Origin of the sequence: Mycobacterium sp. 852002-51971_SCH5477799-a, from assembly GCF_001667145.1 — a bacterium.
Classification (GTDB): domain Bacteria; phylum Actinomycetota; class Actinomycetes; order Mycobacteriales; family Mycobacteriaceae; genus Mycobacterium.
This window is the reverse complement of the sequence record NZ_LZIF01000113.1, coordinates 97,256-109,867: the sequence shown is the minus strand read 5'-3', so window position 1 is coordinate 109,867 and position 12,612 is coordinate 97,256. Positions and strand designations below refer to the sequence as shown.

Genomic DNA, 12,612 nt, shown 5'->3' with positions numbered 1-12,612 from the left:
CACGACGAATGGGGTGAACCGATGCCGGAACAACCCGAGCCCCCGCTAGAGGCCGTTCAGGCGCGGCTGTCGGCGCTGGCGAGTCAGCACGGCATCGCGTCCGAAGCTGATCGAGTGCTCAACGAGGTGCTGACCAGCGCTCACAATGCGGCGCGCGAGAGCGTCAGGCGACTGGATTCGATAGCCGAGCAGATCGACCACGCAACCGTGAACCAGGCGGACCTCGCCCTCGATACCCCCATGGGCGCGCGCGAATTCCGAAAGTTTCTGATGGACAAGCAACGCGAGATCGCGTCGGTCGTGGCCGAAGCACGCGAATTAGGCCAGGCGAAAGCCGCTGTGTTGCAGAACCTTCGGGCCCAGTACGCCGCCGACAGCGGCTAGTCGAAAATAGTCCACACCGTGCAACACAGTGAATTGTCGGCAACTATGCCCCGCAGTACCGTCGCCGGACATGGAGGGGTCGCGTCGTTTCCCGCAGCAGCGTTCGAGCAAGCTGCGCCGCCGCCTGTTTGGCTGATGTCGGCCTACGACGACCTGCTTGCCGCCGTCAAAGACGTACGAGATCGCACCGGCGACCCGACCGCATGGCAGACGGGATTGGCGCCTGGCGAAGTGATTGCCGTGCTCACCCCGACCACCCGTCCCGAACAGATCGAGGCAATCCTGCGCAAGATCCGCCAACAGCACGCCGGCGTGTTCAGCGCCGCAACGACGGCCAACCCGCCGGCGCGGCCGTCCGCCGAAGCCGCGGCATCGCCGGATCGCGAAACGGGCGATGCGGCCGATGCCATTGCCCACGCCGAAGCGGCTCTTGCACAACAGAACTCGGCGAGCTCGCAGCTGGACCTGCAGGTAATCTCGGCGATCCTCAACGCGCACCTGCACGCGGTTGACGGCGGCGAAGCCCTCACCAGGTTGCAGCACGAGACCGAAGCCGCGGTACGGACCAGGTCGGACCTCGACACCCCGGCGGGGGCACGTGACTTCCAGCGGTTTCTCATCGGCAAGCTCCGAGACATTCGCGAGGTTGTCCTCAGCGCCAGCCTGGATGACACGTCGAAGTCGGCGCTGATGGCCGCCTGGACGTCGCTGTATGACGCCTCCAAAGGCGAACCGAATTCCCCGGGCGAACGCCCGCGAGCTCCGGCACCGGCTGACGAGGCAGCCGCGGGCGACGCGACCGACGATGTCGACACTGACTGGGATCCGCTGCTGGACTCTTTGTTAGCCGACGATGAGGGACTGTCCGACGATGGCCCAGGGCCGGATCCGGCCGGCGTATCCGGGATGCCGGTCATCCCGCAGCAGCCGATGGCGCCCGCCATGCCCGCCTTCGGCGGCGGATCGCTTCCGGGGCTTGGTTCTCTGCCCGCATCGACGGCCGGTTGGCAAGGGCCCGGCGAACTTCCGCTGTCTGGGCTGCGGGGCGACGACAGGACAGATCCGGCTCTGGACGAGCTGGCCGACGAGGACCTGCCTTACGACCAGGACCAGAGCTCGCGCGATGACTCGAACGAATCGGGCAACGGGACCGATGCCCCGCCTGGCGAGGAATCCGATGAGCCGTCGGCCGGTCCGACGCAGGTGACGTTGCCCGACGGGGAAACGGTCACCGCCGCTACCCCGCAGCTGGCGGCGGCGATCACGGCGGCCGTGGGCGGCACACCGATAGCGGAGGCCTTCCAACAGCAGGGAATGACCATTCCCCCACCGGGAACGGCGGTTCCCAGCCCCGTCGATTCCCTACAGGTTGCACCTGGCGATATCGGGATGTTCACCGATCGTCACGCGCTCGCCCTTGGCCCCGGCAAGGCGCTTCTCGATGGCCAAATTCAACACATCGCCACCGTGAGCGGGCCGACCTTCCTAGGCTGGGAGCATCCGCCGGCGTCGAACGCGACGGTAACGACGCCGGCCAAGCCTGACCCACCGACACCTGCCCGGCCGGCGACCACGCCGACCACCTGACCAAACTCGCCGGAACAACCGGCGATCGTCAACAGGAGATAGCGGATGGCAGATTCGATTCATGTAGTGCCTGCGCACCTACGTCAGGCTGCCGCGCATCACCAGGACACCTCGGAGTACTTGCGAACCGTTCCGTCGTCGCACGCCGCGATCCAGGAGAGTCTCGATTCCCTCGGACCGATCTTCGGCGAGCTGCGCGACGCGGGCCGTGAGCTGCTGGAACTTCGACGCCAGTGCTATGAGCAGCAAGCCGCTGACCACGCCGATCTGGCCGACAAGCTGAAGGTTTCGGCGGCGATGTGGGAACAGCACGAGCAGGAAGCGGCAGGGAAGTTCGGCGACATCGTCGACCGCGGTCGATGACCGACGCGAATCCTGCTTTCGACACCGTTCACCCGAGTGGACACATCCTCGTCCGCTCTTGCCGCGGCGGCTATATGCACAGCGTCGCGCTGAGCGAAGAGGCGATGGAAACCGACGCTGAGACTCTGGCGCAAGGCATCCTGCTGACCGCCGACGTGTCATGCCTGAAAGCGTTGCTAGAAATTCGCGACGAAATCGTCGCAGCCGGGCACACTCCCTCCGCGGTGGTCCCGACCGCCCGGGATCTCGATGCGGCCATCGAGAAGTTGCTGGCGCACAAACTGCGTCGCCGTAACGGCGCCATCTAGAGGGCTGTCAGCCCAGCCGCCGGCCTAGCGTAATCGTGGCTTGGCCACGCTGGGATCGGGAGCGATACCCGTCGGCGGCTCTACCGGATTGGGGCCGAACAACTCTCGCGCGCGAGCGAGGAACGCACGCACCTCGTCGAGTTGCTGCTGCAGTGCAGAATCAGCCATGTCTTCACGCTACCCAGGGCCGTGCGACCGCACAATTCACCGACCGCACAATTCACCGACCGCACAAGTCGCCGGCCGGCTCCCGGTACGCTTAGCCGGTGGCGGTCTTCGGTCGGATGTCGGCGCGTCAGCGCCTCCGGAGAGCTACCCGGGAATCACTGGCGACGCCGGCTTTCAGCTCCCCGATCGACTGCACCCCGTGGGTGACAGGCGGGTTGTGGCCTGCTGAACTGTCGCCGGTCACGCCCGAAACCGCCACTCTCGCTGAGCATCTCAAGGCCGACCTGCAGCGAATCGCCCAAGCCGCCAACGACGAACTGAAGCTGCTCAAGCGATCGGGAATGACCGACCTCTCCCGCCAGGCGGCGGAGGCGCGAGTCATCGACGAGGCCCGCGGCCGTGCGGTGCGCCGAGTCGAATCGACGATTCGCTATCTGCACACGATGCGGAGCGGACCCCAACCCCCCGCTATTCCCCCACCGAGGCTCGAACCGTCCGAAGCGGACCCGGAGAAGACGCAGGTATTGCCCATAATCCGCGAGGCCAAGCCCGTCGCCGAGGCGCCCGCGCAGCTTCCACCACCCGAGGCAGCCCCGCGCACGGGAAGATGGCGGCGTCAAGAATCCGCGGACGCGTCGGTCGCCGGCCCCGGCACACCGCGGCCAGGGCCGCAGGAAGAGCCTGCTGACGATGCCGACCGCCGCGCCGCCGATGTGTCGCATCTCGGCGAGACCCAAGTCATCCCGGTGGTCAGGGACGAACCCGAATCAACGACGCCGCCGCAGCCCGCCCCCGAGCCGGCTTCGGACCAGGCCGACTCCGGTCGTCACCACGCGGTCGTCGAGCAGGCAGGTGAGGACGAACGGGAGGTGGCTAGCGAGCCGACCACCACCGAGGATGAGCTCGCGAGCACCGCCGACGCGTCGCGTCTCGAGCAGACGCAGGTCATTCCGGTGGTCACATCGGCGGAGGCCGTGTTCGAGGGGCCCGCGCAGGGTGCGCCCGAGCCGCCACCGGACCAGGCCGACTCCGGACGTCACCACGCCGTCGTCGACGAGCCGGTCACCGTCGAGGCGGCGCCGCAGGTGGTCGCGCAGGAACCAGTTGTCGACGCCATACCAGCCGCGCCCGTCGCTGCTGATAGCGACAGGGCCTCCTTCTCCACCGCCCGTGCGCGCACCGAAAAGCCCTCAGCATCAACGGGATTCGACGCTGAGCGGCTGAACCGGCTGCTCGAGTTCGTGGTCCGGCAGGAGCCGCGCTTGAATTGGGCGATCGGAGATCGTGCCGACGGCACGACTGTTCTGGTCACCGATCTCGCTCACGGGTGGATACCGTCAGGCATCACCCTTCCGGCGGGCGTGCGGCTGTTGGAACCCGAGCGTCGCGCCGGCAGGGTCGCCGCACTGATCGGCGAAACGGCGCGCGCGGTCACTTACGCGCCCGGTGATTCGTTGCACCGCTCAGTCAACTTCGCCGCGACCAAGTCGTCGGTGGAGCCGCGCACGCTGCCCGCCATCGATGATCTGGCGAGCGTGCTGAGTGCGGCCACTCGTGGGCGTGACGATCTGCCCAAGATCGTGCCGCGGTTGGCGCAAGCCGCCGCCGCGGGAACGCTTGTCGTCGACCAGGAGGTCGACGTACTGCGCGTCCATCTCGATACCTCGCGCTACCAGCTCCTGGTGCAGTATCCGAACGTCAATCCCGTGCTCCTGCTCAAGTGCCTGCTGATGGCCGCCACCGAGGGCATCGCCAGCGGAGACGCAGTGTCCGCGAACTACCACCTCGCCTGGTATCAAACACTCGTCGGGTGAGCGTGCGGCCAGTTGGTATCGCAACCTGCTCGCATATGAATTGACGCTGGTCGGAGGGGTCGACGATACTGTCCTGGTGGCGGGTTCGGGCAGTCGCGCGAATCTCAGCGAGAAGGATCTCGTCGAATCGGTTCTTCGGGAACTGAGCGAGGCGGCCGACAAGTGGGAAGCCCTTGTGGCGCAGGCCGAAGCCGTCACCTACAGCGTCGATCTGGGCGACATTCACGCCGTTGCGAACTCCGATGGCCGGCTGCTGAAACTGACTTTGCATCCCGGGGTGATGACCGGATACGGGCACGTGGAGTTGGCCGAAAGGCTGAACCTCGCGATAGCCGCCCTGCGCGAGGAGGCTGAGGCCGAGAACCAGGCGAGTTACGGCGGGCCGCTGCACTGACGCGTTTCACGCGCTCATCGACCGGCGCTTGAGCCGATGGGCCCCGTTCTCTTCGCGCGTTTCACGCGCTCATCGACCGGCGCCGGGAGGCCCGGCGAAGGCCTGAGCGATCTCCAACCAGCGCTGGGCGTCGGCGCCCCGAGCGGTGATGTCGAGGGCGCTCAACGGACGCCGTTGGGTGACCAAGAAGCAGAAGTCCTGCGCGGACCCACTGACTCGTTGTTCGGCATCGGGCGGCCCCCAGGTCCATGTGTCGCCGCCCGGGCCGCGCAACTCCACCAGAAACGATTCGGCCGGTGGCACCAAGTTGTTGATGGCGAAGGCGAAATCGCGGGTGCGTACTCCCAGGTGGGCGATCGACCGCAGGCGTTCGGTCGCGGGCCGTGTCACGCCAAGTGCGTCGGCGACATCGAGACCGTGCGCCCAAGTCTCCATCAGCCGCGCGGTGGCCATCGAGGCCGCACTCATCGGTGGGCCGAACCACGGGAGCTTGCGACCGGACGGCACCGTCAGCAGCGCGTCGTGCAGCCGCCCCCGGGTGAGCCGCCACTCGGCGAGCAGCTCGGCCGGCGCCAGTGCGGCCAGCTCCTCGGCGCCCTTGTCGACGAAGCCCGCCGGGTCGGAGGCCGCGTCCGCCAACACCTTCTCGAACCCGGCCTCGTCGGCAACCGCGATCAGAGCGACTCGATCGGTCCACAGCAAGTGGCCGATCTGGTGTGCGATGGTCCAGCCGGGCGCCGGCGTCGCGTCGGCCCAGCGGTCGGGCGACAACGGGGCGACCAGCTCGTCGAGCACGTCGCTCTCGGCACGCAGGTCGTCGACCATGGGGGCGGGACCGGTCATCACAACCCTGGAGTCTCGGCCGCGGCTATCGAACAACTCACGCCTGTACCTTAACGATCACTCGCTGTCTCGCCGCTGCGCCCGATGACGCTGTGCACGGCCAGGCCGATCAGGTAGAGCACGGATCCGAACAGGGCGAACGTGGGCGCGTGCCCGTCGTCGGGAATCAAGATGCCGGCCACCGTAATCGAGACGATGAACGCAACCCAGAACAGCGCGTCCTGCACGGCGAACACATGCCCTCGAAGCGCGTCGTCGACGTCCATTTGGATCGCGGTGTCGGCGCAGAGCTTGACCATCTGCCCGCTGATGCCCAACAAGAAACCGCACGTGACCATGACCGGGACGAGCAGCTCGGCGCCGGCGACCTCGATGATCGCTGACATCGCCAGCGCGCCGTTCGCCGTCGCGTAGCGCCCCCAGCGCCGAATCGTGGGTGGTGTCAGGACGTTGGCCAAGAAGGCGCCCAGGCCCGCGGCTCCGAAGAACATCAGGGCGGTGCCGAATCCCCCGCCCTTGAGGTTGGGCATGTGGTGAACCAGCAACAAGACCAGCAGCGAGTTGATACCGGCGACCATCCGGTGGGCGGCCAAGCCGGAGAGGGTGGCGGCGACCGTGGGACGCTGCGCCACCGTGCGCGCGCCGTGCAGCCAGCCGGTGATCACCGCGTAGATCACGGGGCCGTGGATCGCTCGCCGGGTGTCGTCGGGGCCCAGAGCCCGCACACCGAACCGCCAGGACAACAACAACGCGATCGACACGGGAATCGCCGTGATGAACACGATCGCCGAGGCGCCCTTATCGCTGGATCCCAGGATGAATCGGGGCACCAGCATGAAGTTTGCGCCGAAGAACGCCGCGATGGCCCCGGCTGCGGTAGCGACCGAGTTCATCGTCACCACCTGCTCGCGCGGCACCACATGCGGCAGCGACGCCGACAGCCCCGACCCGACGAACCGGGCCAAACCGTTCGCGAACAGGGCGCCAAGCAGCAGCGGCAGATCGCCGGCCCGGACCGCAAGGATCGTGCCGATCGCGGCGAAGAGGATCAGCCTGCCCACGTTGGCGCCAACGAGCACCAGCCGCCGGTCCCAACGGTCCATCAACGCACCGGCGAACGGGCCGAGCAGCGAATACGGCAAGAACAGAACCGTGAAGGCGCGCGCTATGGCTAGAGGGTCGGCGGCCCGATCGGGGTTGAACAGCAGGGCTCCGGCCAGCGCCGCCTGAAACAAACCGTCACCGAACTGGCTTGCGACGCGCACCTGCAGCAGCCGCCAGAAATCCGGCAAGCCGCGCACCGACCGCCAAATTTCGACGGGTGCGCTGGACTGCATCCGGGTTGGAATCACCGAAACCGACTTCCACGATTGGGGCTGACAGAGCTCGCGCGATCAGAGCCGTCCAACCACAGTACAAATCTGCGTGGCCCACGGTCTCGATTGCCCCGGGCCACGATGCGCCGGATGCGATGATGGTGTGGTGCCGCCGCCGGAGGATCCAGAGGACTACGTCGCACCTGCCGCGCAACGGGTGCGCGCGGGCACTTTGCTGCTCGCCAACACCGACCTTCTCGAACCGACGTTTCGGCGCAGCGTGATTTACATCGTCGAGCACAACGACGGAGGGACGCTGGGCGTCGTACTGAATCGCGCCAGCGACACCGCGGTGTACAACGTGTTGCCGCAGTGGACCAAGCTGTCGGCCAAGCCCAAGACGATGTTCATCGGCGGGCCGGTGAAGCGTGACGCGGCGCTGTGTCTGGCGACGCTGCGCGTAGGCGTCGACCCCCAGGACGTGCCGGGCCTGCGGCACGTGGACGGCAGGGTGGTCATGGTCGATCTGGACGCCGACCCCGACGAGATCGCGCCATCGGTCGAGGGGGTGCGGATCTTCGCGGGGTACTCGGGCTGGACTATCGGTCAGCTGGAAGGCGAGATCGAACGCGACGATTGGATTGTGCTGTCCGCCTTGCCATCCGACGTACTGGTGGGGCCGAGGTCCGACCTGTGGGGCCAAGTCCTGCGTCGCCAGCCGCTGCCGCTTTCGCTGCTCGCCACCCACCCCATCGACATCAGCCGAAACTAGGGCCTCTCCCCCAGTTCAGATCAGTGGCATGACTGCGTGCAGCCCGCGCAGCTGCCGGCGCAGGCGGGTGAGGCCGCTTCCTGGCGCAGCGCGAAGCGGGCGCTCTGCCACGAGCCCGCGGCCAACGTTCCCAGCGCGCCCACCACACAGACGACGAGCACGACCAGCGCGGTGTCCGGCACCGCGGCCAGGGCCACCGCGCCGCCCGCCGCGAGCATGATGGCGGCCGCCAACTGTGTCGGCGCCATCGCGCGCAGCGCCAATGCGGTGGCGCCGAGAGTCCGGTTATGCGCGAGCGACCAGGTGCCGAACCCCGCCGAGGCCACCGCCGCACACATGCACAGCACGCCCGCAATCAGCATGGGCTCACAATACGAGCCGGTTCGCCAGTCCGCACACCCGGCTGTGCGGGTGCCGGCGTCGTCGTCCTTTAGTGCTGGAGGAACGAGAAGTTCGGTAGCGGGGGCAGCCCCGGCAGCATGGCCAACAGGCTGGGTGTGCGCTGCGGATTCGCCGCCGGAGCCTGCGCGGGGAGCCCGACCGGGGCCGCGGGTGACGTCTGGGCGAGCGGGACCAGCGGCCTCGCACCGGGGGCCGGAGCGGTAGGCGCGACGGGAGCCGCCGCCGGTGCCGGGGCGACGGGAGCAGGGGCCGGTGCCGGAGCGGCAGGCGCGACCGGTGCGGCCGCGGGAGGCTGAGCGGGCAGCCCAACCGGAGAGGCGGCGGGAACCTGGGCCGGTGCCGGGGCGGCGCCGCCGGGGGCGCTGACGCGGAATCCGTTGACGATGGCGTCGGTGGCCGGTGCGTCGGCGACGCTTACCGCGCGATCGGTGGTCACCGACAGCGACACCAGGTACTTGTCGTGTCCCGACGTCGCAATGATGTGGCGCCGCGACGTGTTGAGCGTCAAATCACCGTCGCGGTAGGTGCCTTCGACCACCGAGGACGGGAAGCCGCCGAAATCGGCCATCGAGGCGTTGGTGGGCTGCCAGGCCAGCAGCTTCTGGCTGTCGACATAGCCGTGGGTGATGGCCTCTTTCGGATCGAAGGCGCCGACCAATTTGTACACCACGACCTGCGCGTTCGACGAATAGATGCTGCTGCCGTGCCGGTCGGCGATGACCGCGAACGCATCGGGCACGTTGGGATCAGGCACCTGGGTCCAGCGCGCGGGCACGGGCAAGGTGATGTCGAGTGCATTGAAGCCCTGGGGCTTTTGCGCCTCGAGCTTCACACCCTTCGACTGCAGGAATTCGTGAATCGTTCCCGACGTCGCCGGAACCGGGGCCGCCGGGGGGACCCCGGCCGGCGCCGTGGTTCCCGGGGCGATGGCGGTGGCCCGCGGCGCGGTCTGGTTGGCGACCGGCGGGGCCGCGAGGTATCTGCTCGGGGGCACCAGCTCGGGCCCGAGGTTCTGTGGTGCCGTCGCGGGGACCGTGGGGACGGGTGCCGGCGCCGGAGGCAACGGGTCTGCCGATGCCGTGCCGCCCGCAACAACCGCCAGGCCGATCATGCCAGCCACCACACCGCCGAGGAGTGCCCGGTGGACGGGGACGATCTCAATCATCTGCGTCGGTCCTTCCAATGGCTCAGTACCAGAAGCCGTCGATAGTGGCTGACTGTAACTAGAGGTCAAAGGGGTGAACAGGCTCGAAACACACCTGGGATGAACCTCTGATCGGCGCGCAACGGAACCGAGACCAACCTGTGGCCGGCAAAGTCGCCGTGTCGGCCCTTATACCCTGTTCAGGTGACCGACTCCCCGACCGCTTCGCCGGCGAGCAGCGCTGGCGCCGCCGCGCCCGATTCGGACGCGCCGCCGCATCGCTACACCGCGGCGCTGGCGGGCCGTATCGAGGGCGCGTGGCAGGAGAAGTGGGCGAAGCTCGGAACGTTCAACGTGCCCAACCCGGTCGGTTCGCTGGCCCCGGCAGACGGCGTCCCGGTCCCCGAGGACAAGTTGTTCGTGCAGGACATGTTTCCCTACCCGTCGGGGGAGGGGTTGCACGTCGGCCACCCGCTCGGCTACATCGCGACGGACGTCTACGCCCGCTACTTCCGCATGACCGGCCGTAACGTGTTGCATGCGTTGGGGTTTGACGCCTTCGGGCTGCCCGCCGAGCAATACGCGGTGCAGACCGGGACCCATCCGCGCATCCGCACCGAGGCCAACGTCGTCAATTTCCGGCGCCAGCTGGGACGCCTGGGCCTCGGTCACGACAGCCGGCGCAGCTTTTCCACCACCGATGTCGGGTTCTACAAGTGGACCCAGTGGATCTTCCTGCAGATCTACAACGCGTGGTTCGACACAGCCGCCAACAAGGCCCGCCCCATCGCCGAATTGATCGCCGAATTCGATTCCGGTGCCCGCGGCCTCGAGGACGGGCGCGCCTGGGCCGGGCTGTCGGCGGGGGAGCGCGCCGACGTGATCGACGAGCACCGACTGGTCTACCGGGCCGACTCGATGGTGAACTGGTGTCCAGGGTTGGGCACGGTGCTGGCCAACGAGGAGGTAACCGCCGACGGCCGCAGCGATCGCGGCAACTTCCCGGTGTTCCGGAAACGATTGCGGCAGTGGATGATGCGGATCACCGCGTACTCCGATCGGCTGCTCGACGATCTCGACCTGCTGGACTGGCCGGAACCGGTCAAAACGATGCAGCGCAACTGGATCGGCCGGTCCACCGGCGCCAAGGCACTGTTCGCGGCGACCGGCGCCGCCGGCGAGACGGTCGATATCGAGGTGTTCACCACCCGGCCTGACACGTTGTTCGGCGCCACCTACCTGGTGCTGGCGCCCGAGCACGAGTTGGTCGACGAGTTGGCGGCGGCCGCCTGGCCGGACGGCACCGACGCGCGTTGGAAATACGGCGCCGCCACACCGCGTGAGGCCGTCGCCGCCTACCGGCAGGCGATCGGATCGAAGTCGGACCTCGAACGCCAGGAGAGTAAGGCGAAGACCGGTGTCTTCTTGGGCAGTTACGCAGCCAACCCCACCAACGGCAAACCGGTGCCGATCTTCATCGCCGACTACGTGCTGGCCGGATACGGCACGGGGGCGATCATGGCGGTCCCCGGCCACGATCAGCGCGACTGGGACTTCGCCCACGAGTTCGGGCTTCCGATTGTGGAAGTCATTGCCGGCGGCGACATTTCAGAGTCCGCCTACGCCGGCGACGGGGTGCTGGTCAACTCCGGTTACCTCGACGGATTGGATGTGGCCGCGGCCAAGGAAAAGATCACCGCGCGCCTGGAGGCCGAGGGTCGCGGCTGGGCGCGCATCGAATTCAAGCTGCGCGACTGGCTTTTCGCCCGTCAGCGCTACTGGGGCGAACCGTTTCCCATCGTCTACGACGCGGACGGGCGTGCGCACGCCCTGAGCGAAGCGGCGCTGCCGGTTGAGCTGCCCGACGTGCCGGATTACTCGCCAGTGCTGTTCGACCCCGACGACGCCGACAGCGAGCCCTCGCCGCCGCTGGCCAAGGCGACGGAGTGGGTGCACGTCGAGCTGGACCTGGGCGACGGCCTCAAGCCCTACAGCCGCGACACCAACGTGATGCCGCAATGGGCCGGCAGCTGCTGGTATGAACTGCGCTACACCGATCCGCATAACTCGGAAAGGTTCTGCGACAAGGAGAACGAGGCCTACTGGATGGGTCCGCGGCCGACCGAGCACGGGCCGCAGGATCCCGGTGGTGTCGACTTGTATGTCGGCGGCGCCGAACACGCGGTGCTGCATCTGCTGTATGTGCGGTTCTGGCACAAGGTCCTCTACGACCTGGGCCACGTGACCTCTCGGGAGCCGTTTCGCCGTTTGGTCAACCAGGGCTATATCCAGGCCTTCGCCTACACCGACGCGCGCGGCTCGTATGTCCCGGCGGAAGAAGTGGTCGAACGAGACGGCCGTTTCGTCTACCCGGGGCCCGGGGGAGAGGTCGAAGTCTTCCAGGAGTTCGGGAAAATCGGTAAGAGCCTGAAGAATTCGATCTCGCCCGACGAGATCTGCGACGACTACGGCGCCGACACGCTGCGCGTGTACGAGATGTCGATGGGGCCGCTGGAGGCCTCCCGGCCCTGGGCGACCAAGGACGTCGTAGGAGCCCACCGCTTCCTGCAACGCGTGTGGCGCTTGGTGATCGACGAGCAGACCGGTGACACCCGCGTGGTCGACGGGCCGGCACAAGGCTTGGCGACCGATACGCTGCGGGTACTGAATCGGACGATTGTCGGCGTCGCGGAAGACTATGCCGCACTGCGCAACAACACCGCTGCGGCCAAGTTGATCGAATACACCAACCACCTCACCAAGGAACACCGCGACGAGGTGCCGCGGGCGGCCGTCGAGCCGCTGGTGTTGATGTTGGCGCCCTTGGCCCCGCATATGGCCGAGGAGTTGTGGCTGCGACTGGGCCACCAGACCTCGCTGGCGCACGGTCCCTTCCCGGTCGCCGACCCTGCCTATCTGGTTGACGACACGGTTGAGTACCCGGTGCAGGTGAACGGCAAGGTGCGCGGGCGAGTGGTGGTTGCGGCGGATGCCGATCAGGACGCGCTGAAGGCCGCCGCGCTCGCCGACGAAAAGGTCCAGGCGTTTTTGGCGGGCGCCAACCCGCGCAAGGTGATTGTGGTGCCGGGTCGACTTGTCAACTTGGTCGTGTAGCGC

General features: G+C 67.6%; 12 protein-coding genes and 1 pseudogene. 8 read left to right on the top strand and 5 right to left on the bottom strand.

Annotated features, from left to right (window positions below):
- Nucleotides 1–21: 21 nt before the first annotated feature.
- The 4 genes from A5753_RS18495 (at nt 22) to A5753_RS18480 (ending at nt 2,642) form a co-directional block, all read left to right on the top strand.
- Nucleotides 22–384, top strand: a complete 363-nt coding sequence (locus A5753_RS18495; RefSeq protein WP_067131272.1) for a DUF4226 domain-containing protein — start codon at nt 22–24, stop codon at nt 382–384.
- 135 nt (nt 385–519) lie between these two features.
- Complete coding sequence (locus A5753_RS18490; protein ID WP_067131269.1) at nt 520–1,971, top strand: DUF4226 domain-containing protein; 1,452 nt, start codon at nt 520–522, stop codon at nt 1,969–1,971.
- A 45-nt stretch (nt 1,972–2,016) separates the two neighbouring features.
- The gene (locus A5753_RS18485; protein WP_067131266.1) at nt 2,017–2,334 is read left to right on the top strand and encodes an ESX-1 secretion-associated protein; all 318 of its coding nucleotides are present in this window, start codon (nt 2,017–2,019) and stop codon (nt 2,332–2,334) included.
- A complete protein-coding gene (locus tag A5753_RS18480) occupies nt 2,331–2,642 on the top strand; it encodes a DUF2694 family protein (protein ID WP_067131263.1) in 312 nt (103 codons plus the stop codon). The genes A5753_RS18485 and A5753_RS18480 overlap by 4 nt, the downstream gene beginning before the upstream one ends.
- Before the next feature lie 24 nt (nt 2,643–2,666).
- On the opposite strand, the gene A5753_RS24625 is transcribed toward A5753_RS18480, so the two are convergent.
- Nucleotides 2,667–2,810, bottom strand: a complete 144-nt coding sequence (locus tag A5753_RS24625) for a hypothetical protein (protein ID WP_197514024.1) — start codon at nt 2,808–2,810, stop codon at nt 2,667–2,669.
- Between the two features lie 98 nt (nt 2,811–2,908).
- Here A5753_RS24625 and A5753_RS18475 point away from each other — a divergent pair, with 98 nt between their 5' ends.
- Nucleotides 2,909–4,624 (top strand): DUF5631 domain-containing protein, encoded by a 1,716-nt coding sequence (locus tag A5753_RS18475; protein ID WP_067131260.1) that lies wholly within the window; start codon nt 2,909–2,911, stop codon nt 4,622–4,624.
- 73 nt (nt 4,625–4,697) lie between these two features.
- Nucleotides 4,698–5,018, top strand: coding sequence for a DUF2710 family protein (locus A5753_RS18470; protein WP_156656163.1), 321 nt, complete (start codon nt 4,698–4,700; stop codon nt 5,016–5,018).
- 69 nt (nt 5,019–5,087) lie between these two features.
- Here A5753_RS18470 and A5753_RS18465 read toward each other — a convergent pair whose 3' ends face one another.
- Both A5753_RS18465 and A5753_RS18460 read right to left on the bottom strand, forming a co-directional pair.
- On the bottom strand, nt 5,088–5,861 hold the full coding sequence (locus A5753_RS18465) for a TIGR03084 family metal-binding protein (RefSeq protein WP_067131257.1): 774 nt from the start codon (nt 5,859–5,861) through the stop codon (nt 5,088–5,090).
- A 50-nt stretch (nt 5,862–5,911) separates the two neighbouring features.
- A pseudogene (locus A5753_RS18460) lies at nt 5,912–7,244 on the bottom strand (MFS transporter).
- Nucleotides 7,245–7,340: 96 nt separating this feature from the next.
- On the opposite strand from A5753_RS18460, the gene A5753_RS18455 reads away from it, so the two are divergent.
- Nucleotides 7,341–7,949 carry a YqgE/AlgH family protein gene (locus tag A5753_RS18455; RefSeq protein WP_156656159.1) on the top strand — a complete coding sequence of 203 codons (609 nt, stop codon included), beginning with the start codon at nt 7,341–7,343 and terminating at the stop codon, nt 7,947–7,949.
- A 20-nt stretch (nt 7,950–7,969) separates the two neighbouring features.
- Here the strand turns inward: A5753_RS18455 and A5753_RS18450 are convergent, their stop codons facing one another.
- Complete coding sequence (locus tag A5753_RS18450; RefSeq protein WP_067131251.1) at nt 7,970–8,311, bottom strand: hypothetical protein; 342 nt, start codon at nt 8,309–8,311, stop codon at nt 7,970–7,972.
- Between the two features lie 68 nt (nt 8,312–8,379).
- Complete coding sequence (locus tag A5753_RS18445; RefSeq protein ID WP_067131396.1) at nt 8,380–9,516, bottom strand: LpqN/LpqT family lipoprotein; 1,137 nt, start codon at nt 9,514–9,516, stop codon at nt 8,380–8,382.
- 183 nt (nt 9,517–9,699) lie between these two features.
- Here A5753_RS18445 and leuS point away from each other — a divergent pair, with 183 nt between their 5' ends.
- Nucleotides 9,700–12,609, top strand: coding sequence for a leucine--tRNA ligase (leuS, locus tag A5753_RS18440; RefSeq protein WP_067131248.1), 2,910 nt, complete (start codon nt 9,700–9,702; stop codon nt 12,607–12,609).
- The last annotated feature ends 3 nt before the right edge of the window (nt 12,610–12,612 follow it).

Excerpts from the sequence above, each read along its gene's own strand:
- A5753_RS18495 (WP_067131272.1), top strand. The coding sequence starts at position 22 with ATGCCGGAACAACCCGAGCCCCCGCTAGAGGCCGTTCAGGCGCGGCTG.
- A5753_RS18490 (WP_067131269.1), top strand. The coding sequence starts at position 520 with ATGTCGGCCTACGACGACCTGCTTGCCGCCGTCAAAGACGTACGAGAT.
- A5753_RS18485 (WP_067131266.1), top strand. The coding sequence starts at position 2,017 with ATGGCAGATTCGATTCATGTAGTGCCTGCGCACCTACGTCAGGCTGCC.
- A5753_RS18480 (WP_067131263.1), top strand. The coding sequence starts at position 2,331 with ATGACCGACGCGAATCCTGCTTTCGACACCGTTCACCCGAGTGGACAC.
- A5753_RS24625 (WP_197514024.1), bottom strand. The coding sequence starts at position 2,810 with ATGGCTGATTCTGCACTGCAGCAGCAACTCGACGAGGTGCGTGCGTTC.
- A5753_RS18465 (WP_067131257.1), bottom strand. The coding sequence starts at position 5,861 with ATGACCGGTCCCGCCCCCATGGTCGACGACCTGCGTGCCGAGAGCGAC.
- A5753_RS18450 (WP_067131251.1), bottom strand. The coding sequence starts at position 8,311 with ATGCTGATTGCGGGCGTGCTGTGCATGTGTGCGGCGGTGGCCTCGGCG.
- A5753_RS18445 (WP_067131396.1), bottom strand. The coding sequence starts at position 9,516 with ATGATTGAGATCGTCCCCGTCCACCGGGCACTCCTCGGCGGTGTGGTG.